At 62.0% G+C, this 25709-nt stretch carries 16 protein-coding genes and 1 tRNA gene; 3 read left to right on the top strand and 14 right to left on the bottom strand.

Annotated elements, in window-relative coordinates:
• Positions 1–336 precede the first annotated feature (336 nt).
• Entirely contained in the window at positions 337–3123 is a 2787-nt protein-coding gene (locus BLT65_RS37085) for a WD40 repeat domain-containing protein (RefSeq protein ID WP_091787756.1), read from the bottom strand.
• Between the two features lie 919 nt (positions 3124–4042).
• Entirely contained in the window at positions 4043–4387 is a 345-nt protein-coding gene (locus BLT65_RS37080; RefSeq protein ID WP_167306609.1) for a hypothetical protein, read from the bottom strand.
• A 52-nt stretch (positions 4388–4439) separates the two neighbouring features.
• Here BLT65_RS37080 and BLT65_RS37075 point away from each other — a divergent pair, with 52 nt between their 5' ends.
• Positions 4440–4703, top strand: coding sequence for a hypothetical protein (locus tag BLT65_RS37075; RefSeq protein WP_091787750.1), 264 nt, complete (start codon positions 4440–4442; stop codon positions 4701–4703).
• A gap of 575 nt (positions 4704–5278) precedes the next feature.
• Here BLT65_RS37075 and BLT65_RS37070 read toward each other — a convergent pair.
• The 8 genes from BLT65_RS37070 to fdnG all read right to left on the bottom strand — a co-directional run bounded on the left by BLT65_RS37070 (position 5279) and on the right by fdnG (position 16993).
• A complete protein-coding gene (locus BLT65_RS37070) occupies positions 5279–7249 on the bottom strand; it encodes a lytic transglycosylase domain-containing protein (protein ID WP_091787746.1) in 1971 nt (656 codons plus the stop codon).
• 450 nt (positions 7250–7699) lie between these two features.
• A tRNA-Sec gene (locus BLT65_RS37065) sits at positions 7700–7795 on the bottom strand.
• Between the two features lie 98 nt (positions 7796–7893).
• Entirely contained in the window at positions 7894–9834 is a 1941-nt protein-coding gene (selB, locus tag BLT65_RS37060) for a selenocysteine-specific translation elongation factor (RefSeq protein WP_091787742.1), read from the bottom strand.
• The gene (gene selA / locus BLT65_RS37055; protein WP_425273192.1) at positions 9831–11240 is read right to left on the bottom strand and encodes an L-seryl-tRNA(Sec) selenium transferase; all 1410 of its coding nucleotides are present in this window, start codon (positions 11238–11240) and stop codon (positions 9831–9833) included. Before selA ends, selB begins: the two co-directional genes overlap by 4 nt.
• Before the next feature lie 71 nt (positions 11241–11311).
• A complete protein-coding gene (fdhE, locus tag BLT65_RS37050) occupies positions 11312–12244 on the bottom strand; it encodes a formate dehydrogenase accessory protein FdhE (RefSeq protein ID WP_091787735.1) in 933 nt (310 codons plus the stop codon).
• A 96-nt stretch (positions 12245–12340) separates the two neighbouring features.
• The gene (locus BLT65_RS37045) at positions 12341–12976 is read right to left on the bottom strand and encodes a formate dehydrogenase subunit gamma (protein ID WP_007580173.1); all 636 of its coding nucleotides are present in this window, start codon (positions 12974–12976) and stop codon (positions 12341–12343) included.
• Positions 12973–13911, bottom strand: a complete 939-nt coding sequence (fdxH, locus tag BLT65_RS37040; protein ID WP_091787733.1) for a formate dehydrogenase subunit beta — start codon at positions 13909–13911, stop codon at positions 12973–12975. Before fdxH ends, BLT65_RS37045 begins: the two co-directional genes overlap by 4 nt.
• A 10-nt stretch (positions 13912–13921) precedes the next feature.
• Complete coding sequence (gene fdnG / locus BLT65_RS37035) at positions 13922–16993, bottom strand: formate dehydrogenase-N subunit alpha (protein WP_143036630.1); 3072 nt, start codon at positions 16991–16993, stop codon at positions 13922–13924.
• A 285-nt stretch (positions 16994–17278) separates the two neighbouring features.
• Here fdnG and BLT65_RS37025 point away from each other — a divergent pair, with 285 nt between their 5' ends.
• Positions 17279–18592 carry a YihY/virulence factor BrkB family protein gene (locus tag BLT65_RS37025; RefSeq protein WP_091787726.1) on the top strand — a complete coding sequence of 438 codons (1314 nt, stop codon included), beginning with the start codon at positions 17279–17281 and terminating at the stop codon, positions 18590–18592.
• 396 nt (positions 18593–18988) lie between these two features.
• Positions 18989–20191 (top strand): porin, encoded by a 1203-nt coding sequence (locus BLT65_RS37020; protein WP_091787722.1) that lies wholly within the window; start codon positions 18989–18991, stop codon positions 20189–20191.
• Between the two features lie 138 nt (positions 20192–20329).
• Here BLT65_RS37020 and BLT65_RS37015 read toward each other — a convergent pair whose 3' ends face one another.
• From BLT65_RS37015 to BLT65_RS37000, 4 genes are all read right to left on the bottom strand, one after another.
• Positions 20330–21250, bottom strand: a complete 921-nt coding sequence (locus BLT65_RS37015) for a proteasome-type protease (RefSeq protein WP_091787719.1) — start codon at positions 21248–21250, stop codon at positions 20330–20332.
• A 159-nt stretch (positions 21251–21409) separates the two neighbouring features.
• Positions 21410–22216, bottom strand: coding sequence for a transglutaminase family protein (locus BLT65_RS37010; protein ID WP_091787716.1), 807 nt, complete (start codon positions 22214–22216; stop codon positions 21410–21412).
• Between the two features lie 13 nt (positions 22217–22229).
• Entirely contained in the window at positions 22230–23180 is a 951-nt protein-coding gene (locus BLT65_RS37005) for an alpha-E domain-containing protein (protein ID WP_042316213.1), read from the bottom strand.
• Positions 23181–23311: 131 nt separating this feature from the next.
• On the bottom strand, positions 23312–24721 hold the full coding sequence (locus BLT65_RS37000) for a circularly permuted type 2 ATP-grasp protein (protein ID WP_091787916.1): 1410 nt from the start codon (positions 24719–24721) through the stop codon (positions 23312–23314).
• Positions 24722–25709 lie beyond the last annotated feature (988 nt).

Below are 25709 nucleotides of genomic sequence, written 5' to 3'. Positions count from 1 at the left end.
AGTCAAAAGTCCGCCCCGGATCTATGACGGCGGCTTGGGACTGCGACGCCCCGATATCAGTCAGGATTAGCTCAGCATCGCGAATGTTATCCGCGCACATGTTTTGCGGCATACATCAAAGAGGAATGCAGAATAACGCACCATACAATGCGTCCCCCCGCTTACCAGGAATCTCTCCGGCTTCCTAGTCGCTGGACATAATTCCAAGTTATCAATTATTACAAACGATTGTGCTTTTAGTATTTCTCAGTACGACTATTGTGGATCGCGATCGCGTGTAGTCCATCGTTCGGTAGTTAATGATGCCGGACACATCCCAGTGTTTAGCGCGCGGTTTTACGGCGAATCGACTGGCCCCGGGAGATTCGGACAGGGCGGCTGATACGCAGCATCCGCTCCCACGTAATGCTTCCATTCGACGTGCGTCAAGTTCCGATTGGCAATCGAACATGCCCTGTGCATCCAGGAGTCGGGATCCACGTCCCAAAGGAAGATGCTCGCCTGCTCACCGCCGGAGGCCAGCGTCTTTCCGTCTGGACTGAAGGCTACACTCGAAACACTGCCGTTATGCCCCTTGAAGGGATCGCCCAGTGGGATTCTGCGAGACACATCCCAAAGAATCACAGTCTTGTCACGGCTGGCAGACGCGAGCAGAAGACCATCCGGGCTGAAACTCGCACTGGTCACGTCGCTACGATGAGCAGTGAGCGGTGCGCCCAACTTTGTCCGCTGCAACACGTCCCATAGCTGAAGGTCGCCAAAGCCACCCCCAACGGCAAGGGTTGTGCTATCGGGACTAAAAGCCAGACTCGTCGAACCCGAGGTGTTCGGGAGCGGCTCACCCAACGGTGGCTCGTGTGTCATATTCCATAGGATGACTGAGTCTCTGTCTGCGGACGCGAGCAGCTTTCCATCCGGGCTGAAAGTCAAAGCCACTATCTGATGAATATGGCCCTTAAGTGCCTGGCCCAGCGGATTACGGCCCGCCACGTCCCAAAGGACGATACCACCTGTGTCCCCCCCGGAGGCAAGCGTTTTCCCATCGCGACTGAAGGCCACGCGCCAAGGCCAATACCCCTGACTTCGAAGCGGTTCCGCCAGTGGCATGTGGCGCGCTATGCTCCAGAAAATCAAGGACTGATCCCAACTCGCTGAAGCAAGGATTTTCCCATCGGGGCTGAAAGCAACGCTCGACACTGGCCCCTTGTGCCCTTCCAGGGTCTGCCCGACCGGCACGGGACGCGTCAGGTCCCACAGCATCACTTTCCAGTCCCAGCTCGCCGAGGCAAGTGTTCGGCCTACAGGGCTGAAAGCCACACTCGTCACTTGACCGCGATGCCCGACGAGTGGTTCTCCCAATGCTACGTGGCGCGCCACGTCCCAAAAAATAATTCTCTGGTCTTCGCTGGCCGACGCAAGCGTCTTGCCATCGGGGCTAAAGGCCACCCATAGCAACCCTCCGTGGTGAGCCTTGAGAGGTTCGCCTATCGCGACGCGATGCGCGACATTCCACAGGATCACGGTTTGATCCCAGCCAGCGGACGCGAGCGTCTTCCCATCGGGACTGAAGGTAACACTCGACACACGAGCATGATGACCGGTTAGTGGTTCGCCGACCGGCTTGCGCAGCGCCACATCCCATAGGATGACCGTCTGATCCTCGCTAGCCGTTGCAAGCGTCTTGCCGTCGGGACTGAACGCGACACTTGTCACGAGGGCCTTATGCCCCTTGAGTGGCTCTCCGAGAACTTTCCGGTGCGCCACGTCCCATAGGGTGACCGACTGATCTTCTCCGGCTGAGGCCAGTACCTTTCCGTCCGGGCTGAATGCCAGGCCCCATATGCTCCCCCCGCACCTGAGCCTACCTAGTAACAATCCCGTCGCCACATCCCAAAGGATCACCGTCTTGTCCTTGCTCGCAGACGCGAGGATATTGCCGTCCGGACTAAAAACCACACGCATCACCTGATCCGTGTGCCCCGACAGTGGTGAGTGGATGGGTATTCTGAGCTCGACATTCCACAGCCTCACGGACGAGTCTGAGTCTGCAGTCGCAAGCGTCTTGCCATCAGGACTCAAGGCCGCATCGAAAACGTAAAGCTGTGGGCCCGTGAAGGGCTCTCCACTGCGAAGCCCGCGAGCTACATCCCAGAAAACTGCGATCTCGCGCAAGCTCGCGGAAACGAGGGTTTTGCCATCGCGACTAAATTCCCCGCTCATCGGAATATCGTGGTCGAGAGTCAGAAACGTTCTAAGCTGCGGCTGGCTCGTCAGTACCTTCTGCAAGCTGTCTCTTGCTTCGTACGTGGGCGCAATTCGATTGGCCGATACGGCGAACAGGAGCGCCAACTGATAGTCCCGCCCGATCTGGCTTATGGCCTGCGATGCCAGTTGACGGGACCGGGCCACTAGCGTTTGCTGCTCGGCCACGTGCTGCTCGCGGTGTGCCAGCATCGCCATGCCACCGGTGACGACTGCGGTACAGACACCGGCGGCGCCTATGCCCATCGTAATTCGTTTTCTACGCCCGCGCTCCTCCTGCTGGATTTCCGGTAGCAAGCTCTCCGGCACCTCGCGGATAGCGGCGATGAGCTTGGCGAGCCCCAAATCGCTCGCCCCGTTCATCCAGGTTTTCCAGCCGAATCTTCTAAGATCCACCCAGTCCCACCGCGGATTGTCGTTCAGGCGACCAGGGAATCGGTCCGTTGGTGCGCCGGGTCCAAGCACGACCATAAGGTTTTCGGCCGCGGTATCCGGCCGCGTGCTGAAAAAATAATCAACCTCCTGACACAACCAGTTGGGCGACCTCGCGCCCGAGTGGTCCACGATGTCCTCAAACGCAGCCGGGGTCGATATGACGAGTAGCCGGCGCGAGGCATTCAAGGCAGGAATGACCTTCTGAGTCAAAAAATCAGTTGCCGCCCGCTCGTACGCAACGTCTATGTAGATACGAAGTTCCCGCTCCGCGTTGACTCTCAATGCGTTGGGCAAACGGTTCAAGAGGTCGTCACGCAAATGCGTTCTTTGCAGACGGTGACGAATGTATTTCGCGAGCCGCAACGCATCGGCCCTACGGTAAGAGATGAACAGATCGTAGGCGTAGTCAGTTTTCTCAGACACCATTCCTTCGCTCCAGTAATCACCATCCGATGATCGTATGTCCTGGTACGTTGGCTCGACTGCCGCACGCCATTCCTCTCGGCGGCTACTCCTGATGAGTTCGCCTGCATCTATGGGCGCTATTCTTCATGCGATTGATGATAGGTTAAAACAATATAGTTTGAGCCGAATGTGAGTTCCGTAGAACTCCCAACGCCAAAAGTGAAATTTGCTCGAAACGGCAGCGCAGCGCTCCTTGGCTCTCGAGAACTGATCGGACGGCTTCCGCGTATCGCAGATCGCTGCCGCTAAATGAAATGAATATGCGGCTCGCTTGCGTACTGGCTTGCCATCTACTCTGGAAAGCCTCTTCGTTCAAGTTTCTACGTGGTTTTCGCGTCTTTGTGGCTATTAGAAAGGCATCAGAGAATACCCCCACCTCGAACAGCTCTCCAAATCTGTTGGGAGCTGCCTTAATGGCGAGAACTTCGGCCGGCAGAGAGAATCCAGCGGCGCTAACCGAGGTCGGTTTCCCGTAAATTGCTCTGTCGAGGTGGCTCCGCCTCGTACGTCAATGCCGAATTTTGCGAGGGCAGGCGCGAGCGGGGCAACTCCGCCATTCATTCACGTTATTGAGCCGGCGCGACACTGATCCTCAGGGCTGGGCTAATGCCCCCCACTCGGCCTTCCTTCTACCCCCATTGACCTATTCGCGGCCTCTCCATCCGGATACCGCCTGAGCGCTTCGAGAAGCCTTGCATCCACACGCGCGACGCACGATAGACACCACAGCGGACCTCGATGGCGAACCATCTCGATCGTTGTGAGTTGCCATTCGGTGCGGCAGCAAGGGCAAATGACGGATCCTGGCTTCATCGAAAAAGATGCCCGGCGAATCGGGCTTAAGCACTCGCGCATGAATGCGAATGGCGACGGCCTCACCCTACGAATTTTTCCTGCGAATGATCGCGTTCATGATGTCGCGCAGTTCATTCGCCGACGGAGGATCCGGCAACAGGCCCGTGCGGAGCTCGGGCAGCGTCTTGATGGTCCGCGCATACAGCCACGGCTGCCTGCCGATCGATATGCCCTTGCTGTTGACCGTGCGCCCGGCGCGCCGGACGTATCCCGAACTTTCGCGCAGTTTGAGGCACTTGCACGCGCAGCTCACGGTCACGTTCGCAGCGGCCGCGATCTGCGACTGCGTCTTAGGTCCCATCCGTTCGAGCGCCTCGTAGATGATTCGCGAGCTTGAGTTTTCTCGTTTTAGTTCGCTCGTGTCAGGCACGTTACGCCTCCGTGCTAGGATATTCTCCGCTTAACGCGCCGAGGAAATCCCCATGGCAGCACACGACTTCACCGAGTTCTCGTGGGACGAGCAGGAAGACGTCAAGGCCTTGCTCGCAAGCAGGGGAATCGATCTGCTCGAGTTCAAGATCACGGACAACGACAACTACCCGGCAGGCGGCAGAAAAGGCGCCGTCCGGCAGATCTCCGTCACGCGGGTCGCCAACGGCAAGATGGCGATTTACGACACCGATCATTTCGCCCCATGGCTGACCGACTTCGCCGAGGCGCTGGAAGCCGGTTACTTTGACGACTGAGGTCGCAACGCTCACAACCGCACCCCTGCCGCGATCAACGCGTGCCTGAGGTCCTGAATCGTCCTTGCAAGCGTCTCGCCGAGGTATTGCGCTCTGTATTCGTCGCTCACCAGGATTCATCGAGAGTAAATAGCCCCTTCGTTCATTTTGTTGAGGGCTCTTAGTCTGACGGAGTTGCTCGCATGTCATCTGGCTGGCATCGGTCGAATTCACCCATCGATCGATGCATGGAGCCCCCATTCGAAGTGGACATGCAACGAACGGCCGGTCCGCGTCGTTGAGCGGCCTTCGCCGCGTAGATAGGCGAACGTCAGCTAAGGCCGATCAGCGGGCATAGCATGCTGTGCAGGTCGGCGCGGGGAAGCTGAGTCGGATGCCGCGCCTCACATAAAAGCATGGCGAACGGCGCCATGACACACATGCATGATGTCAGTATGTGTAGCGTGTCGCAAAATTGCGGCTGGCAAATTCACCTCCACCTTCTCGGTTTCCCGTTGAGAGGTCATCCAGAGACAGAAGCATCGTTATAGAGTGTCGCGTATACAACCACACTTACTGCACCCGTGCGGACGATGTCATCGCGGCTTGATCTGCCCAAGCCGCTCCGTCAGCGATTGCGGGTGGCCATCAAACAGCGCCGCGTAGTAAACCGTATTCGACAATACATTCTTGACGTAGTCGCGGGTTTCGTTGAACGGAATTGTCTCCGCGAAAATCGCGCCTTCCACCGGACGCGGCAGGTTGGCCTGCCACTTGCGCGGGCGTCCAGGGCCGGCATTGTAGCCGGCGGTCGCGAGCACGGCAGAACGGTCAAGCTGGTTGTAAATCATCGACAGATAGTACGTGCCGAGCAGGATGTTCGTGTCGATGTCGTTCATCCTCGCCCGCGAGAGCGTACCGAGCCCGATCTTCCTTGCGACCATCGCAGCAGTGTCCGGCATCACCTGCATCAGGCCGCCCGCGCCAACCTCCGAGCGCGCATTGATGATGAAGCGCGACTCCTGGCGAATGAGGCCATACGCCCATCCGGCGTCGAACCCGGTGGACTGCGTATCGCGCTCGACAATCGTGCGAAAGGGCGCCAGGTAGCGCAGCGAAAAATCGTGTTCCGTCTGCGTCCTGTCGGCAGTGCTCACAGCCCGGTCGTAAAGCTCGATGCGGCGCGCGTACTCGGCGACTGCGAGCAGTTGTCGATCGGTCATGCCGCGCAGCCGCCAGTTCCACTCACGGTTACCTTCCGTACGCATGTGCAGCGCGTAGAAGCGTTTTGCCAGCTCGAAGCCTGGTGTCCGGCTGGCCCGCTCAACTTCTTCGTCGGTCGCCCTGGTCTGTGGCGGGATCACGATCTGCAGGCCGAGCGCCTCGGAGGCTAACTGGCCATAGAAAGTGTAGTTACCCGCGATGGTTCGGAATTGCTGGTTGGCTGCCGCCACCTCGCTGCTCTGCTTCAACGCGCGGCCGTACCAGTAGGCCCATGCGGGCTGTGCGCGCAGCGCGGCCGGCATCTGCTCGATCGACCAGCGCACCATGGTCCAATCTCCTGCGAGCAGCGCACTGCGCGTGCGCCATTCGTAGGCCTGAGTCGACAGGGGCGCGTTCGTCGACAGCCGATACCAGTTCACCGCGCCCGGTCGTTGTCTGATCGCCGCCTGATAAGCAATAGTGCCCCAACCGATAGCCCGTTCTGCCAGGGTCAGCGACGGTGCGATGGCGTTGAAGGTGGCCTCGGCGGCCTCCGGATCGCCGACCGCCAACTGTGTGATGGCGAGCAGCGCGAGTTGATGGGACGCCGCGTCAAGCGGGATGCCTTTCGCGAGCAACAGGCGTGGCTGGTTCGTTGCCTGCCCGAAGAGCAGCGAATCCGGGCGCGCTGCGCCCAGCGCATCGACCAGTCTGCTGCCCGTCGTCGTCGCGCCCTGTTCATAGGCCTGCCGAATCAGCTGCCAGACGTCGTCTGGAGCGAACTGCTGGTTGCGGTTGAGCGCGGTGATCAGATCGACGCAGCCGTCACCGTACCACTTCGGCTCGACGAACAGCGCCCGTGCCGCGTCGGCCACGTTTTCACCTCGCGTGGCACGGGACTCCAGCGCATAGCACTTCACCTGCGTGTCGTCGTCCAGAACGAAACTTGCATATTGCGAATCGAAATTGGGCCAGTCGTGGCGCGCCCCGAGCACGCGAAGGTAGTCGTTGCGCAGACGGTCGGCAATCGCCTGTCCGTCGTAGCGTTGCAGGAATGACAGCACCAGTGCATCCGGCACGTCGAGATTCGCATGCCCCGCGCCAGTGAACAGGCGGGGCTTGATCTGGAAATAGCTGAGATAAGCCGGCGCCGGATAATTCGGAATCAAGCTTGCCAAGTGCGCGGCGCGCGCGGGATCGTTGTCGCGTGCGGCGTCATGCAGCTTGATGAAAATCTGATCGTCGGCGGATAAAGACGTGAGCGGGGTGGGATGTCCCGCTAGCACCGCGCCAGATATGAGCAATGTCACGGCGGCAAGGGCAAGGGCTACCGTGCGAGATACCCGGTGAAGTCGTGTGGACATCGCTATTTTTTCGTTGTTTCGCTGCAGAGCATTGAGCCAAAGCTTAGGCTGCAACCCAGCGAAGCGAAGCTTCGAAAAGCACTGGACTCAACCCGCAATTCGGCTCTTTGCGAGCCGGATGGCTCGACCACATCGGCACTTGCGTGTCCGCTGTTTCGTAGCGTGGGGCGGGAGCCGGATTCGGCGATGCGATCCAGAGGGGCTTGAACGCGGTCCCGGTCGTTCTGGCCGGGATGCTCGCTCCTGGGTGGTTTTGGCTCGGAGGGCCGTCAAAGAGCAGCGAGGACTAAATGAAACGGGTACCCACCTGGGTGGAGAATCCTCCGCGTATGTCGTGAAAGACTCTTGACTGACCGGCGCGGCTAGCGCTCACGAGTGCCGCGCGCGGCCCACGGCCGCCGCAGCTTATTGCATCTGACCACACAAATCTTCAGATTCGTGAAAAGGTTGTGGCGGAAGGCAGCCGGAGTCGAACCGACCAGAGAGTGGCTGACACCCCCTACTGGGTTTGAAGCCCAGCCGCACCACCAGATACGAATGCCTTCCGTTGACGCCTAATCTCAACCACAAACTTTCCGCAACCGATTATAGCGAGCACTAAACAACACCATCATCCGTGGCGCGCGCAATCGCGCGACTCCACATCACGCACCCGCTTCGCACTCAAGCGCCTCACGCAAATGCGAATCCGGCCTAAGCCAGTGCATCTCGCGTTGAAAGCGCGTATAGCCGATGCGATCGAAGAACTCCAGAATCTGGATCGCGCGCTTGCGCCCCAGGCCAGTCGCGTCGCGAAACCCCGATGCGCCCAGCGCGCCGCCATGCCCATTCGCAATCCCTGCGACGAGCCGCGCAAGCTCATGCACCACGTCGCGGTGATAAAACAGATCGCGGACAACCTGATGCACGTCGCCTTGCCGCGCGAGCTTGCGCAACACCTGGCGCACGGCATCTTCGTGCTGCCCCGTCGTCTTCGCGAGATCGCGCACCCACGGCGGATCGAAGCGTCCCTCCAGAAGCAGCGGCAGCAACCTGTCCGCGAGACCTTGCTCGTTCGAATCGAGCGCAATCGAATGTCCCGGTGCATGCAACCACGGCCCGCTTCTCGCAACGACACCTTCGGCCACGAGCGAGTCGACTAGCGCGCGCCACATCGCGTCGTGTACCAGCGGCGCCGCGATGCGCCGCAAGCGCGCGGTATCCGGTCCCGGTTCGTCGGGCGAGCGCGCATGATATTGATCGAGCGCGGCAACCACATTCGATCGCAAACGCGCCCAGTGCGTGCGTAACACGACGACGGCATCGCCCGCGTCCTTGCCGTGCAGCGCGATCTCGTCGGCATCGGCAGGCAGCGGCAATGCGTCGGCGGGCAGCCCCGTCAGTTGCATCAGCATCGAACGCGTGACGCCGCGCGGCGCCTCGTCGAGCAGCGGACCGATGCGGCCGTCGTCGAGCCACGCCTGCAATGCGTCGAGCCACGCGCGCCGCTCCGCCGTTCTGCGCTTGCGCGGCGGCCCGAACGGATCGAGCACGCGCCCGCCGCCGACCGTGCGCGTCGCCTGCGCATTGCGCACGATAAAGCGATCGCCCGGCAACGCGCAAACAGGCGCATCGAACACGAGTTGCACGCGCGCGCTGCTACCGGCCGCGAGCGTATCGCCTTCGAGCAACGCGACATGCGCGACACGATGCAGCGTGCCGATATGCACATGCAGCGACGCCCAGTGTTGCAGCGTGATATCCGCGTCCGCGAGCAGCGTCAGCTCGACGTCGAAGCGCTCGCCCGGTTTTGCGAGCCGCGCATCGACGATCCAGTCGCCGCGCGCAATCGCATCTTTATCGATACCGGCGAGATTGAGCGCGCAGCGCTGTCCCGCGCGCCCTACCTCGGCTGCACGGTTTTGAGCGTGGATGCTGCGCACGCGCACGGCTCGATGCGCCGGTTCGAGCATCAGCGTGTCGCCCGTTGCAACGTGTCCGGCGAACACCGTGCCCGTCACGATCGTGCCCTGCCCCGCAAGCGTGAACACACGGTCGACGGCGAGACGGAACAGCCCGTCGTCGCGCCGCGCGCGCCACGCAACGGCCGCGTCGCGCAGATCACTCGACAGCGCGCGCACGCCGGCATCGTCGGGTGAAGTCGCGTTCGTGTCGAAGACGGGTGCATCGATGAACGGCGTCGCGGCAAGCAACGCGCGAATCTCTTCGCGCACCTGCGCGATGCGCGCGTCATCCACGCGATCGATTTTTGTCAAAGCGATCACGCCGCGCGTAATGCCAAGCAGTTGCAGGATCGCGAGATGCTCGCGCGTCTGCGGCATGATGCCGTCGTCGGCGGCGATCACGAGCAGCGCATAGTCGATGCCGCACGCGCCCGCTGCCATCGTATGCACGAGCTTTTCGTGGCCCGGCACGTCGATCATGCCGAGTACGTCGCCGTTGTCGAGCGGCGTGTAGGCGTAGCCGAGTTCGATCGAAATACCGCGCGCCTTCTCTTCCTTCAGGCGGTCGGTGTCGACGCCCGTCAGCGCGCGTACCAGTGTCGTCTTGCCGTGATCGATATGGCCCGCCGTGCCGACGATCATATGCGCAGCTCCGCGCATTGCGCGACGAACACGGCTTCGTCGGCGGCCTCGATGCAGCGCAGATCGAGGTACAGCGCGTCGTCGGCGATACGTCCGAGCACCGGGCGCGGCAACGCGCGCAGCGCTTCTTCGAGCTTCATCAGCGCGCGGCCGCCGCGCTTGCCGGCTGCATTGCGCATCGCGAGACCGAAGCTTGGCAGCTGATCGACAGGCAACGCGCCGCTGCCGATCTGACTCATCATCGGCTCGGCCGTCACGCTGTACGCTTCGCCTAGCGCGCGTTGCAGCACTGCTTGCACACGCGCCGCCTGTTCCTGCATGTCGGCGGCGGGACGCGTCAACAGACGCAATGTCGTCAGCCGCTCGCGCAACAACTCGGGCGCGCGATAAAGCTGCAACACAGGTTCGAGCGCCGCGAGCGTCAGCTTGCCGACGCGCAGCGCCCGCTTGAGCGGATGCTTCTTGATCTTGCGGATCAATTCCACGCGCCCGACGATCAACCCCGCCTGCGGCCCGCCCAGCAGCTTGTCGCCACTGAACGTGACGAGATCGGCGCCCGCTTCGACTGTCTCGCGCACGGTCGGCTCAGTCGGCAAACCGAACTGCGCGAGATCGACAAGCGTGCCGCTGCCGAGATCGACGGCCATCGGCAGGCCGCGCGCATGCGCGAGCTGCGCGACTTCATCGACGGACACGCTTTTTGTGAACCCTTCAATCGCATAGTTGCTGCAATGAACCTTCATCAGCAGCGCGGTGCGCGCATTGATCGCTTCGTCGTAGTCCTTCAGATGCGTGCGGTTCGTCGTGCCGATCTCGCGCAGCTTCGCGCCCGCGCGCGACATGATGTCCGGAATGCGGAACGCGCCGCCGATCTCGACCAGTTCGCCGCGCGACACCACCACTTCCTTCTTCGACGCGAGCGCGGACAAGGTCAGCAGCACGGCCGCCGCGTTGTTGTTGACCACCGTCGCCGCCTCGGCGCCCGTCAGCTCGCAGATGAGTTCGTCGATCAGATCGTCGCGGTCGCCGCGGCTGCCCGTGGCGAGATCGAACTCCAGGTTCATCGGCCGCGTGAGCGCTTCGATCACCGCGCGAACGGCTTCGTCGGGCAGCAGTGCGCGCCCGAGATTCGTATGCAATACGGTGCCCGTCAGATTGAACACCGCGCGCAAATGAGGCCGCGCACGAGCGGTGAGCGTGCGCGACGCATCGTCGATTAGCTTCGTTTCCAAGCTGAACGATTTATCGAAAGAAGTGCCCGCGAGCAAGTCGCGCCTTAGCGAATCGGCGGCCGCGCGTATCGCGTCGACGACCTGCGTGCGGCCGTATTCATCGATCAATGGTTGCGCTTGTGCCGACGACAGCATGCGCTCGACAGCCGGCACACGCGCAAGCAACGCGTGCATGTCCCTGTTCAGCTGGTTTCCCGACACTTCGCTCACGCTTGCGTCCCCCGCGCGGTTGCTACGACGACGGCTCACTCGTCCGAAGGCACTTCCGGCCACAACAGCGGATTCGGACTGCTGCGCTTATAGCCTGCTTCGTTCATCAGCAGATCGAGCGTGAGGCTCGCGAGGTCGTCGGCAAGCGGCTCGAAGTCGTAGTCTTTCTCCTGATAGCCGATCTTGCGATACGTGTGACACTCATCGCACGATTCGGCCTTGAGCGCTTCGCTGCCACCGTCGATGCCGTGATACGCGATGCCCTTCGTCGAATCGCAATTCGTACACTTGACGCGCACCACATGCCACTCGGTCGAGCACAGGCCGCATTGCACGTAGCGATAGCCCTGGAACTGCCCGCCGACGCGCACGATGCTCGCGACGGGCGGCACGCCGCACACGGGACACGCGCCGGGCGCATCGAGATACGGCACGGCGCGCTGATCGATGCGGCTCGCGACGTCCGTCCACACCACCTGCAACGCGGCCATCACGAACGGCGCGGACGCCGGCTCGACTTCGTTGAAGCGCAGCGCAAGGATCGCGTCGGCGAGTGCGTCGAGTTCTTCCGCGCGCTTCACGCGCAAGTCGTCGATCACGCGGGCAAGCATGGGCGTCACCAGTCCCGCCGCTTCGACGCGATCGAGCAGACGCTGCAAGACGTCGCGCCACAACGGGTCGCGTTCCGCCGTGGTCGCGGGCGCGATGGGCATCGAATGCTGCTGCGCGAGGTCAATGGATTCGGTGGAGGGCATCGTCGCGCTGATCTGCGCGAGCGTTTGCTGCTGCGCGTCGGCCAGCGTCGCCATCAGCCGGATATAGCCGCCAATGGGACTCGCACCCGCCAGTTGGCGAAGACGCGCGGCGCGCGTCGAGAATAGTGTCGCGCGCTCCGGCATCCGCAGGCGCGGAATGGCGGAGTGATCGATCGATTCGATCTGGCCGGGTTCCAGGATGCGTTGCACCAATTCAGGTTCCTGCTAGTCAGAAACATGGATGGCGTCAACAGTAGCAGATATGCAGACGCAGCGCGCACTACTGGCCCGGCGCGCGCCGCGCACAGGTTACTTGATACTCTCGCGAAACCACTTCGGATGATGCTTGCGCGCCCAACCGAGCGTCACCGTGCCACGCACCATCGCGCCGATCGAACCCTTCACCCATATCGCCGCGTAGATATGCACGATGATGCTGCAGATCAGCACGAACGCCGTCACGGCGTGGATCACGGCCGCGACGCGCACTACTTCGATCGGGAAATAGAACGCGAAATACGCGCGCCAGATGACGATGCCGCTCAGCAGCAACAGCAGCAGGCACAGCACCAAAACAAAGAACAGCAGCTTTTGCCCGGCGTTGTATCTGCCGACTTCAGGCAACCGGTCTTCGCGATTGGTGAGCACGTCGTTGATCTGGCGCAGCCACTGCCGGTCGTCGGCGTCGAGATAGTTGTGATGCCAGAAGCGCAGCGCAAGAATCATGAACGACACGAACATCACGAGGCCGATGAACGGATGCAGGATACGTGTCCATTGCCCGCCGCCGAACAGCGCGGACAGCCAGAACATCGACGGATGAAACAGCGCGAGGCCCGACAGCGCGAGCAGAACGAAGGTGATCGCCGTGATCCAGTGGTTCGTGCGCTCATTCGGCGTATAGCGCACGATCAGGTCCGGGTTCTCATGCCGATGATGTTTCATTTGACGGGCTCCTCGGGCTTGTGCTCGCGACGTTCGCGGATATCGCGCGCGGCGTTGCGGGCGGCGTCTTCGTCTTCTTCGCTGACCTCGTTCGGGCCGACACGCGTGTAGTGGAAGAAGCCCGCCAGCGCCGTCAGTGCGATCGCCGCGACACCGAGCGGCTTCGCGAGACCTTTCCACAGCTTCACGAACGGACTGATGTGCGGATCGTCAGGCAAGCCGTGATAGAGCGACGGCTGGTCCGCGTGATGCAGCACGTACATCACATGCGTGCCGCCCACGCCGGCCGGGTTGTACAGTCCCGCGTGTTCGAAGCCGCGCTCCTTCAAGTCGGTAATGCGCTCTTCCGCGTGCTGGATCATGTCGACCTTGGTGCCGAACACGATCGCGCCCGTCGGGCAGGTTTTTACGCACGCCGGTTCCTGGCCCACGCCGACGCGATCCGAGCAGAGCGTGCATTTGTAGACGCGATGATCCGCCTTCGACAGCCGCGGAATATTGAATGGGCAGCCCGCAATACAGTAGCCGCAGCCGATGCAGTTCTCCTCGTGGAAATCCACGATGCCATTCGTGTACTGCACGATCGCGCCCGGTGACGGACACGCCTTCAGGCAACCCGGATCTTCGCAGTGCATGCAGCCGTCCTTGCGGATCAGCCATTCGAGATCGCCTTTCGGGTTCTCGTACTCGGTGAAGCGCATCACCGTCCACGAATGCTCGGAGAGATCGCGCGGGTTGTCATAGACGCCCGTCGTGATGCCGATCTCGTCGCGCAGGTCGTTCCACTCCATGCACGCCGTCTGGCACGCCTTGCAGCCGATGCACTTGGTCACGTCGATCAGCTTCGCGACTTCTCCGGTGACAGGCTCGCGCACCGACGTCGGCTGCACGGTCGTGGCGGAAAGACGTCTGATATCGAGCGATTGAAATGCCATGACGCCTCCCCTATGCCTTCTCGACCTTCACGAGGAACGACTTGAATTCCGGTGTCTGCGAATTCGCGTCGGCCACGACAGGCGTCAATGTGTTGGTGATATAGCCCGGCTTCGTGAGCCCCTTGAAACCCCAATGCAACGGAATGCCGACCGTCTGCACCTTCTTGCCGTCGATCATCAGCGGTTTGATCCGTTTCGTGACGACAGCCACAGCGATGATGTACCCACGATTGCTCGACACCTTTACGCGGTCGCCCGCCACCACACCGACCTGCTTTGCGAGATCCTCGCCAATTTCGACAAACTGCTGCGGCTGGATGATCGCGTTCAGGCTCGCATGCTTGGTCCAGAAGTGGAAGTGTTCCGTCAGACGATAGGTGGTCGCCGTATGCGGAAAATTAGCCGCCTTGCCGAACGCCTTGCGGTCGTCCGGGAACACGCGCGCGGCCGGGTTGTTCGTCGCCAGCGGATTGTTCGGATGGAACGTGTTGTAGCCGAGCGGTGTCTCGAACGGCTCGTAGTGCTCGGGGAAAGGCCCTTCGTTCATCCCGTCGCGCGCGAAGAAACGCGCGACGCCTTCCGGGTTCATGATGAACGGCCCCATGCCGTTTTCGGGCGCCTCGTCGATCTTGTAGTCGGGGATGTCGGGCCCGCTCCAGCTCGCGCCGTTCCACGCGATCAGCTTGCGCTTCGGGTCGAACGGCTTGCCGTTCAGGTCGCACGATGCGCGGTTGTACAGCACGCGCCGGTTTGCAGGCCACGCCCACGCCCAGCCGAGCGTCTGACCGATGCCTGTCGGGTCGCTGTTGTCGCGCCGGCCCATCTGGTTGCCGTTCTGGGTCCACGCGCCGCAGAAGATCCAGCAGCCGCTCGCCGTCGTGCCGTCGTCCTTCAGTTGCGCGAAGCCGGCCAGCTGGTCGCCCTTCTTGACGAGCACCTTGCTCGGATCTTTGGGATCGGGCAGGTCAGCGAGCGCCTTGCCGCTGAACTCCATCGCGATCTCTTCGGGTGTCGGGCTGTCGGGATGCGCGTACGTCCAGTTCAGGTTGACGATGGGATCGGGATACTTGCCGCCTTGCTCCTTGTACGCCTTGCGCATGCGCAGGAAGAGGCCTGACATGATCTCGAGATCGCTGCGCGCTTCGCCTGGCCCTTCCACGCCCTGCCAGTGCCATTGCAGCACGCGGCTCGAACTCACGAGCGAACCGCGCTCTTCCGCGAAGCAGGTGGTCGGCAGCCGGAACACTTCCGTCTGGATCTTCGATGCATCGACGTCGTTGTATTCGCCGTAGTTCTTCCAGAACTCGGACGTTTCCGTCGCGAGCGGGTCCATGATGACGAGCCACTTCAGCTTCGCAAGGGCCGCCGCCGTCTTCGCCTTGTTCGGCGCGGCCGCGAGCGGATTGAAGCCCTGGCAGATATAGCCGTTCATCTTGCCCTGGTACATCAGCTCGATGGTCTGCAGCAGGTCGTACGGCTTGTCGAGCTTCGGCAGATAGTCGAAGCCCCAGTTGTTATCGGCCGTCGCGGCGTCGCCCCACCACGACTTCATCATGCTCACGTGGAAGGCGCGATAGTTCTTCCAGTAGCTCAACTGGTTGGGCCGCAGCGGCTGCGCTGCGCGCTTCTTGATATAGGCGTCGAAATCCTGTTCCGGCTCGTTCGGCAGCGTCATGTAGCCGGGTAGCAGATTCGACATCAGGCCCAGGTCCGTCAAACCCTGAATGTTCGAGTGGCCGCGCAATGCGTTCATCCCGCCGCCCGCGATGCCGATATTGCCCAGCAGCAGTTGCACCATCGCGCCCGTGCGGATCATCTGCGCGCCGATCGAATGATGCGTCCAGCCGAGCGCATAGAGAATCGTGCCCGCGCGGCCCGGCGTCGAGGTAGTCGCAAGTGTCTCGCAGACGTGCAGGAACCTGTCTTTCGGCGTGCCGCAGGTCTTTTCGACCATCTCCGGCGTATAGCGCGAATAGTGCTGCTTGAGCAGGTTGTACACGCAGCGCGGATGCTGCAGCGTCGTGTCGACCTTCACGAAGCCGTCGTCGCCGCGCTCGTAGTCCCACGTCGATTTGTCTGCGTACTTGTGCGCGTTCGCGTCGTAGCCAGAGAAGATACCGTCGTTGAACGCAAAGTCTTCACGGACGATGAACGGCATGTCCGTGTAGTTCTTCACGTACTCGTGCTGGATCTTGTCATTGGTCAGCAGATAGTTGATCACGCCGCCAAGGAACGCGATGTCCGTGCCCGTGCGGATTGGCGCATAGAAGTCCGCGATGGAAGCCGTGCGCGTAAAGCGCGGATCGACGACCATCAGCTTCGCCTTGTTGTGCGCCTTCGCCTCGGTCACCCATTTGAAGCCGCACGGGTGCGCCTCGGCTGCATTGCCGCCCATCACCAGAATCACGTCCGCGTTCTTGATGTCGACCCAATGGTTCGTCATCGCACCACGGCCAAACGTCGGGGCAAGACCTGCCACCGTCGGGCCGTGTCAGACACGCGCCTGGTTGTCGAACGCGAGCATCCCCATGCTGCGCACGGTCTTGTGCGTCAGATAGCCGACCTCGTTGCTGCCCGCCGACGCCGCGAGCATGCCCGTGGTCAGCCAGCGGTTGACCTTCTTGCCGTCGGGCGTGCTTTCGACGAAATTCGCGTCGCGGTCTTCTTTCATCAGCTTCGCGATGCGGTCGAGCGCGTCGTTCCACGAGATGCGTTGCCACTGATCGGAACCAGCAGCGCGATACTCAGGATACTTCAAGCGGCTCGGGCTATGGATGAAGTCGATCAGGCTTGCCCCTTTCGGGCACAACGTGCCGCGATTGACCGGGTGGTCCGGGTCGCCTTCAATGTGGATGATGCTGGCAGTCGCGTTCTTCGCGCCGTCGCCGAGGCCATACATCAGGATGCCGCAGCCGACGGAGCAATAAGGACACGTGTTGCGCGTTTCGGTAGTACGAGCCAGTTTGTACTGTCGGACTTCGGCGAGCGCGGGTTCCGGCGAGAAGCCCATCAGGGCCAAACTCGATCCGGCCAGCGTGCTCGCCGTCACTTTCAGAAACTGACGGCGGGACATTTGCAACATGATCGCCTCTCGTTCTATTTGTGGGGAGGTGAAAAAAAGTATAAGTCGTTTCCTGACTATCGTAAGCAGAGGGAACCATAAAGTGCAGCACGATCTATGCTCGACGACCTGGCGTTGTGGTTCAGTCCTGTTGCTCATTCTTGTTGTATTCGCATAGGTAGATGGGCATGACGCTTGCGTAATACGATTGTCAGTTGCATGCCCCGGCGCACGTCAATGCGCGATGAATCCGCGATGCCATGCGTTGTGTGTCCGGCGTATCAACCCTCGTCATGAAGGACCGTCATGGAACTCGATTCACTGTCCGCCGACAAGCTGCAAACGGTCGCGAAGAAGCAGGCGTCGTGGGCTGCCGGCGCGTTGCGGCAGTTCTCCGAGAACCGCTGCGCGGCGATGGCGGCGGGCATCGCGTTCTATGCGGCGTTCTCGCTTGCGCCGACGCTCGTGATGGTGATCGCGATCTCCGGCTGGTTCTTCGGCGCTGAAGCCGCGCGCGGCGAATTGTTCAGACAGGTGCATAGCGTGCTCGGCAACGATGCCGCCGCCGCCGTCACGACGATCGTGCAGAACGCACATCGCAGCGGCGGCGCGGGCGGCATCGCTGCGATCATCTCGTTCGTCCTGCTGGCCGTGGGCGCGTCCGCGACCTTTTCGTCGTTGAATAGCGCGCTCAATATTGTGTGGCCGTCGGTAGCGCCGCGCGCGTCGAGCGTGTTCGCGCTGGTGCGCGTGCGGCTGATCTCGTTCGGCCTCGTGCTCGGCGTGGCGTTCCTGCTGATCGTGTCACTGGTGCTCGACACGGCGATCACGTTTGTCGGCAACTGGATCTGGGGCGACTCGCCGTATGTGGTGATCGGCAATCTGCTGCAATTGGCCGTCGGCTGGATGGTGCTCGCGGTCGCGTTCGCCGCGCTGCTCAAGTTTCTGCCCGATGCGCCCGTGCGCTGGCGCGACGCATTGGTCGGCGGGACGGTGGCGGCTGCACTCTTCTCGGCGGGCAAAAAGCTCTTCGCGCTCTATCTCGCGCACGCCGGCATGGCCAATTCGTTCGGCGCGGCCGGCTCGCTGGCGGTGCTGCTAATGTGGCTGTACTTCTCGGCGGTCGTGTTGCTGCTCGGCGCGGAGTTCGCCGCCGCGCGTGGCCGCATGCACGATCCGCGCGGCGCGTGGGGACTCGCGCCCGCCCCGCCGCCGGGCAGCCGTGCGATGCTGGCATCCGTGCTGGCGGCATCGACGGTGGCGACAGACGCGCGACGCGGTCCAGTGAGCGATCCGCTGCAGTCTTCAACCGTCACGCCGCCGACACCGCGTCCTTCCATGGCAACGCGATTGCTGGCAAAGCATGACGCCGGCATCGGCAAGGCCGTGTCGATCGGCAAGACTGTCATCAAGGCCGAAACGCAGGCAACGCGCGCCGCTGCTTCGACGATCGTCGAAGCAAGACGCAGAGCCGTCGCGGCGGACCGTTACGTCCGGCGGCATCCGTGGGAGTCGATGCTGATCGCGGCGAGCACTGCAATGGCCGTCGTCGCGTTCGCCCGGCGCCGCAACGCATCGAACGACGCGGAAACGCCGCCTTCCGATAACACCAGCCGTTAAGCGTCCACTTCAACAGCGCTGGCCGGCCGCGATCACATCCGCCCGGAACTGTCCACCCGAAACGTCAAGCTGAACGCTCGCAGGCCTTATGACTTCTTAATGTGGAAGCGGAAATTTCCGCAGTCGACTAGACAACTTTCTTACACGAAACATGCGCCTGATGACGTAAATCGTACCGATGCTATCGATCACTGTCATAAAAAGAACAATAATCCGCAGACAAAGATTCAATATTGCTGAAACAGAAACAATCGTTGGCAAGCTTACGATACAAGGGTTCTACCGGGCTGTCGGTTTTTCGATACACCTTAATTTTTTTCAGTTCTTACACTTAGAGACACTGCGCTATTCTCCGTTTCGCAACAACGAAAACCAATCATCTGCGTGGAGAAATGGATGAAACGAATCGCACTGTCGACGCTCTCGCTGGCACTGCTCGGCGCTGCAGGCGCAGCACATGCACAGAGCAGCGTGACGCTTTATGGCTTGATCGATGACTCGATCCAGTACATTCACAACGCCAACACGGCTAATGACAACCTGTGGCAGCTCGCAGCGGGCAACCTGCAAGGTAGCCGCTGGGGCATGAAGGGTACGGAAGACCTGGGCGGTGGCCTGAAGGCGATCTTCCAGTTGGAAAGCGGCTTCAACCCGAACAACGGCAAGATGGGCTCGTACGGCACGGGCACGAAGCTGTTCGGCCGCCAGGCATACGTCGGTTTGACGCACGACGCGTACGGTACGGTCACGTTGGGTCGCCAGTACGACCCGCTGGTCGACCTGGTCCAGCCGCTGACGGCTGACAACTACTTCGGCAGCACGTTCACGACGCCGGGCGACGTTGACAACAACGACAACAGCTCGCGTACGAACAACGCTATCAAGTACGTTTCGCCGGTGTGGAGCGGCTTCCAGTTCGAAGGCATGTACGCTCTCGGCGGCGTCGCTGGCGCAACGGGTGCAGGCCAATCGTGGGCAGGCGCAGCAACGTGGAGCGGCGGTCCGTTCAGCGTTGCAGCTGGCTACTTCCGCATGGAAAACGGGAACACGCTGGCAAGCCGCGGCGTCGTCCCGGGTGTCAACCAGGGTGGCACGTGGAACGCGGGCGTGACGTCGGGCGGTACGTTTGATGGCTCGAACATCAACGGCGCGTACCAGTCGGCCAAGCAAATCGACATCACGTCGGTCGCTGGCCAGTATGTCACGGGTCCGTTCACGTTCAACCTGCGTTACAGCTTCGCGCAGTACAAGCCGGACGCATTCTCGGGCTTCGCGTCGCAGCAGAAGTACCAGGTTGCTGGCGCGTTCGCTGGCTACCAGATCACGCCGGCAATGCTGGTCGGTCTGGGCTACACGTACACGCACGGTTCTGGCGACGCATCGGCAAGCTACAACCAGGTTTCGCTGGGCGGCGACTACAACCTGTCGAAGCGTACCGACCTGTACCTGATCGGTGCTTACCAGAAGGCAAGCGGCCATCAGCGCGACGCAAGCACTGGTGCCATCGTCGACGCGGGCGCATCGGTTGGCTCGTACGGCGCACAAGCAGGCTCGAGCTCGCAAGAGATCATCAGCCTGGGTATCCGTCACAAGTTCTAATAGAACAATATGACGCACGGCTCGAGACGTCGAGCCGTACTCTGAAGCCAGCCGCGGCGCAAGCCAACGCTGGCTTTTTTCATTGCCCCAGTGGAAAAAGTGGATGCGCCCGGAAGCAGGCGCGCTGCGTCAGCGTGATCAGCCGCGTGTTTTAGGCTTGTCGGCTTGCGCCAGAGTCTGCGCGGGCCGTGCGTCGACAGCCGGCGTGCCGCGCTCTGCATCCGCGTGCAACTCGCCCGGTGGCCGATACAGCACCATCTCTCCGACATGCCCGTTCTGCGGCACGTCGCCCGTGACTTGCCAGTCCGGATCGGGAATCTCGCCGAACACCTGCCGAAGCCGTTCGCCCCACGTGCGATGGATCATCTGGTAGTAGGCATTGTCCTGATCGATCGAGACGAAGCGCGTCACCTTCAGCGAATCTTTCTCATAGACGAGCAGATCGAGCGGCAGCCCGACCGAGAGGTTCGAGCGCAGCGTCGAATCCATCGAGATCAGCGCGCACTTGGCGGCCTCGTCGAGCGGCGTGGATGGGATCAGCACGCGGTCGATGATCGGCTTGCCATACTTCGACTCGCCGATCTGAAAGTACGGGTTCACGCGCGACGATTCGATGAAATTGCCCGCCGCATAGATCATGAAGAGGCGCGGCCTCGGTTGCCCGGCGCCATTGCCGCCCTCCGCGTGCTCACGGATCTGTCCGCCGAGAATGAAGCTGCAATTGAAGTCGACGCCGAATTCCTGCAGCGCATTCGCCTCGCGCAGGTGTACGTCGCGCACTGCCTGGCCGACCACGCGCGCGGCATCGGCCATCGTCTGCACGGTCCAGAGCGTGGGCTTCGACGAAGCGGAAGGCCCAGTAGGCTCGGACAACTCTTGCAGCACGGCCTGCGTGAGCGACAGATTGCCCGCGCCGAGCAGCACCAGCATGCGTTCGCCGGGCACTTCGAACACCGACATCTTGCGCGCGGTGCTGATGTGATCGACGCCGGCATTGGTGCGTGTATCCGACAGGAACACGAGCCCTTCATCGACGCACATCGCCACACAGTAAGTCATGACAGGAATCCAGACGGCCGCCCCGAACGAACGGTTGGGCGAGCCGGAAAAAGGCACAGGCCGCGGGCAGCGCCGCGGGACGCTGCCATTGTAATGCGCGCGCCTGGCATGCTGCAGCCGATGCGTGCCCGAGAAAACCCAGGTGTTGCGTTGCGTCTCCTATTGCGGCGACTGCTCCTGCGCCTTCACTGCAACGGATACATCGAGCGTCTCTTCCAGTCCGCCGATCCGCCGTCCGCGCACGGGCGACGCCGCTTCATAGTCGCGCGCCGCCGCGAGCCGGCAATACATCTCGCTGGCGAATGCGGCGTGCGTGACATCGACGGAAATCCAGCCGATGCCCGTGAGCCACACATCGACCCACGCGTGACTCGCCGCATGCTCGACGTCGCCCGGTTCGATATAGCCGCTCACATAGCGCGCCGGAATGCCGCGCGCGCGGCAGCACGCGAGCATCAGATGCGCGTGGTCCTGGCAGACACCCTTGCCGAGCGCGAGCGCCTGCGACGCCGTGCTCGTCACACCAGTCGCGCCTGTCTCGAACTGCACGCGATCGATGATCTTCTCCGCCAGCGCGATTAGCGCGGCCGGCTTGTCGAGCGACGGCACGGACGCCGCCAGTTCGCGAATCGCGGGATCGCAGTCGGTCAGCCGTGTCGCGCAGGTGAAGTGCTCGAGCGGAATCGCACCCGCATCGTCGCCGAGCCGGCCGTCGACCAAGGCAAACGTGTCGACTTCGCCTGATACATGCACACGAATCTCGTCGTGCTGCTTGTTGAGCACGAGCGTATGCAGCACGTTGCCGTAGGCGTCGAAGGTCGAGTCGAGCTTGCCGGGCGCATCGAGCGTCCAGCGCCGCACGATCTGTGAAGCACCGCTCGACGGCGTAAGGCGCAGTTGCTGGATCGAGTAATGGACCGTCGATTCGTAGCGGTAAGAGGTGTCGTGGCGGATCGTCAGATACATTGAGGGCACTCCATCAGGCAACGGGCAGCATCAGGTACGTGCGCGCGACCATGTTGCCGAGTTCGAACACGCGGGCGAGAAACTGCGTGAGCCACGCGTGCAGACCGGTTTCGAAAATCTGCCGGATATCCGAGTAAAGCAGCTCGGCGCGCAGCTTGCCCGCAAAGCGCTCGCATTGATTCGAGCCCTGCGTGCGCAGCATCGCGAGGTTTTCGCAGACGCCATCGAGGGACGCCAGCAGCGAGCGCGGCATCTGCGAATTCAGGATCATCAGTTCGACCACACGCGCCGGCGTCACGACATCGCGATACACCTTGCGGTAGATCTCCAGCGCCGACACCGAACTCAGAATCGACGTCCAGTAATAGAAGTCTTCGAGCTGGCGGGCAGCCTCGCGCGAGTTCGGCTCGGCGTCGGCGAAGCGCACGTCGAGAATGCGCGCCGTGTTGTCCGCGCGTTCGAGAAAGGTGCCGAGCTGCGTGAAGAAGAATGCGTCGTCCTGCAACGCGGTGCCGATCGTCACGCCGCGCGACAGATGCGAGCGGAACTTCACCCATTCGAACAAAGCCGACAGGTTGTTCGACACCTCGCCGTGCGCGGTGCGCTCGTTGAATTCGAGCCACGTATCGTTGATCGTTTCCCACCATTCGGTGGTCAGCGTGCCGCGCACCGCGCGCGCGTTTTCGCGGGCTGCCTGCAGACACGAATGAATGCTCGACGGGTTGGTCGGGTCGGCCACCATGAAATCGAGCACGTTTTCGCGGGTCGGCTCGTCGTAGCGCTGCGCGAACGCATGCTCCAGCTCGGAGATGCGCAGCACCGAGCGCTGCGTGCGCTCCTCCTGTTCGGGCGTCTGCGGCAGCAGTTGCGCCTTCAGGTTGATGTCGAGCATGCGCGCGGTATTCTCGGCGCGCTCCATGTAACGGGCCATCCAGAACAGATGATCGGCAGTGCGGCTCAGCATGTCGGCTTTCCGTATTGATTGGACGCGCTCTCGTCGCCGTGTGACGCGAAGCGCGCCGGGTTGCCCGTGGTTTGTCGGCTTTGCGCCCGCATCGCGCGATGCGGGCGCTTCGGAACATCGTTCGGACGTGGTCAGTCGACCATCCAGGTGTCTTTCGTGCCGCCTCCCTGCGACGAGTTGACGACCAGCGAGCCCTCCTGCAACGCGACGCGCGTGAGGCCGCCCGCGCACATCGTCACCGTTTTGCCCGACAGGACGAAGGGGCGCAAATCGATATGGCGCGGCGCGATGCCCGCTTCGACGAAGGTCGGGCAGGCGGACAGCGCGAGCGTCGGCTGCGCGATGTAGCCGGCGGGCTTTTCGATCAGCCGCTGGCGGAACGCCTCGATTTCCGCGGACGTCGACGCCGGCCCGACGAGCATCCCGTAACCGCCTGCGCCATGCACTTCCTTGACGACGAGCTCGGGCAGATGCGCGAGCGTGTAGGCGAGGTCGTCGGGCTTGCGGCACTGGTAGGTCGGCACGTTGTTCAGGATCGGCTTTTCGCCCAGATAGAACTCGATCATGTCGGGCACGTACGGATAGATCGACTTGTCGTCGGCGATGCCTGTGCCCATCGCGTTCGCCAGCGCGACGCGCCCCGCGCGATACGCCGTCAGCAGCCCCGGCACGCCGAGCGCCGAATCCGGGCGGAACGCGAGCGGATCGAGAAAGTCGTCGTCAACCCGCCGATAGATCACATCCACGCGCCGCGGCCCTTGCGTGGTGCGCATGAACACGTAGTTGTCGTCGACGAACAGGTCCTTGCCTTCCACCAGTTCGACGCCCATCTGCTGCGCGAGGAAGGTGTGCTCGAAGTAGGCGGAGTTGTACATGCCGGGCGTCAGCACGACGACGACGGGATCGTCGACGCCTTCGGGCGCCACCGAGCGCAGCGTGTCGAGCAGCAGATCGGGATAGTGGGCGACGGGCGCGATGCGGTTCTGCACGAACAGCTCGGGGAAGAGCCGCATCATCATCTTGCGGTTTTCGAGCATGTACGACACGCCCGACGGCACGCGCAGATTGTCTTCGAGCACGTAGAACTCGCCGCTCTCACCGGCGCGCACGACGTCGACGCCTGCGATATGCGCATAGACGGCGAGCGGCACGTCGACGCCCTGCATTTCCGGCCGGTATTGCGCGTTGGTGTAGACCTGATCGGCGGGCACGATGCCGGCGCGGACGATGTTGCGGTCGTGATAGACGTCGTGGATGAAGAGGTTGAGCGCCTGGACGCGCTGCCTGAGGCCGGCTTCGAGCGTTTGCCATTCGCCGCGCGGGATGATGCGCGGGATCAGATCGAACGGGATGAGCCGCTCCGTGCCTGACAGATCGCCGTTGACGGCGAACGTGATGCCGACGCGGCGAAACAGCAGATCGGCTTCGGCCCGCTTTCTCACGATTGCCTCACTGCCTTGCTGCACGAGCCAGCGTTCGAACCGCTGATAGTGCGGCCGCACGGCGTCATCGAACTGACGCATCTCGTCAAAGCATCGCATGTTACGCCCCACTCTTTTTGTCGGATAGAAGGCGAATGCGCTGCGCATTCGGTTTTTCAATCTCGATCAAGCAAGCGTTATGCCATTCGGGATTTGTGCGCTGCGCGCGGTGGATGCACTGGGAACGCGCACTGCGATGGCGCTCGATTGTCGCTGTCATCGTAGCGCGGAGGGGGAGGATGCGCTACTCCGGTGCGTGTTGTTGCGCACACGGTGCGTTAAGGGCGCTGGCGCGGGCCCTGGTTTGGGGATTGGTTTGGTTTTGGTTTGGCTCGGTTTTGGCTCGCGGCGCGGGAAGTGGGTTGCCTGTCCCTGTCATCCATCCGCGTTATGAGTTTCCTCTCCACGCGCTGCCCTTGTGCAGGGCGGCATGTCTTTTTGCTTGCATCGGCGGTTTGGCTCCGTGGCGCGGCCAGGTTAGTTTTTGGGGTTTGCGCTGGCATCCGCGTGTTGCCTTCGTGCTTCATGCGTTGCCCCTGTGCGGGGCGGCATGTCTTTTCGCTAGCATCCACGGTTTGGCCGCGTGGCGCGGTCGGTTTCGTTTGCTTGTGTGTTCGCTGGCATCCGCGTTTTGTTAGCGTGCTTCACGCGTCGCCCCTGTGCGGGGCGGCACCTACTTTTCTTTGCCGCCGCAAAGAAAAGTAGGCAAAAGAAAGCGGCTCACACCGCCAATTTTTGTTTTTGCCTGAGGGCCCCCAACGGGTCTTACGCTTCACACGGCAACGTCTCTGTTGGCGCGTGTTGCCAACTCTTCGAATAAACGCCTCACCTGCTTCAAACTCCCGTACAAAGGCCAGCGGCAGCGAATGGTATGTGCCGCCCAGGTGGCAAACTGTGTGTAGGTTGTCGCGTCGTACAGGGTTGCGCTCTTACAGGGTGGAACGCCTGCGCTATCGGTCCGAAGTGAGGCATGCGAGGCTCTACGGCCTACACACAGTTTGCCACCTGGGCGGCGGTGGAATAGCTGGCACGGCATGTTGCGACGCGG

It is taken from the genome of Paraburkholderia steynii (assembly GCF_900100565.1).
Lineage (GTDB): Bacteria > Pseudomonadota > Gammaproteobacteria > Burkholderiales > Burkholderiaceae > Paraburkholderia > Paraburkholderia terrae.
This window is presented reverse-complemented; position numbering and strand designations above follow the sequence as displayed.

Excerpts from the sequence above, each read along its gene's own strand:
- BLT65_RS37085 (WP_091787756.1), bottom strand. The coding sequence starts at position 3,123 with ATGGTGTCTGAGAAAACTGACTACGCCTACGATCTGTTCATCTCTTAC.
- BLT65_RS37075 (WP_091787750.1), top strand. The coding sequence starts at position 4,440 with ATGGCAGCACACGACTTCACCGAGTTCTCGTGGGACGAGCAGGAAGAC.
- BLT65_RS37070 (WP_091787746.1), bottom strand. The coding sequence starts at position 7,249 with ATGTCCACACGACTTCACCGGGTATCTCGCACGGTAGCCCTTGCCCTT.
- selB (WP_091787742.1), bottom strand. The coding sequence starts at position 9,834 with ATGATCGTCGGCACGGCGGGCCATATCGATCACGGCAAGACGACACTG.
- selA (WP_425273192.1), bottom strand. The coding sequence starts at position 11,240 with ATGCACGCGTTGCTTGCGCGTGTGCCGGCTGTCGAGCGCATGCTGTCG.
- BLT65_RS37045 (WP_007580173.1), bottom strand. The coding sequence starts at position 12,976 with ATGAAACATCATCGGCATGAGAACCCGGACCTGATCGTGCGCTATACG.
- fdxH (WP_091787733.1), bottom strand. The coding sequence starts at position 13,911 with ATGGCATTTCAATCGCTCGATATCAGACGTCTTTCCGCCACGACCGTG.
- BLT65_RS37025 (WP_091787726.1), top strand. The coding sequence starts at position 17,279 with ATGGAACTCGATTCACTGTCCGCCGACAAGCTGCAAACGGTCGCGAAG.
- BLT65_RS37020 (WP_091787722.1), top strand. The coding sequence starts at position 18,989 with ATGAAACGAATCGCACTGTCGACGCTCTCGCTGGCACTGCTCGGCGCT.
- BLT65_RS37015 (WP_091787719.1), bottom strand. The coding sequence starts at position 21,250 with ATGACTTACTGTGTGGCGATGTGCGTCGATGAAGGGCTCGTGTTCCTG.
- BLT65_RS37010 (WP_091787716.1), bottom strand. The coding sequence starts at position 22,216 with ATGTATCTGACGATCCGCCACGACACCTCTTACCGCTACGAATCGACG.
- BLT65_RS37005 (WP_042316213.1), bottom strand. The coding sequence starts at position 23,180 with ATGCTGAGCCGCACTGCCGATCATCTGTTCTGGATGGCCCGTTACATG.
- BLT65_RS37000 (WP_091787916.1), bottom strand. The coding sequence starts at position 24,721 with ATGCGATGCTTTGACGAGATGCGTCAGTTCGATGACGCCGTGCGGCCG.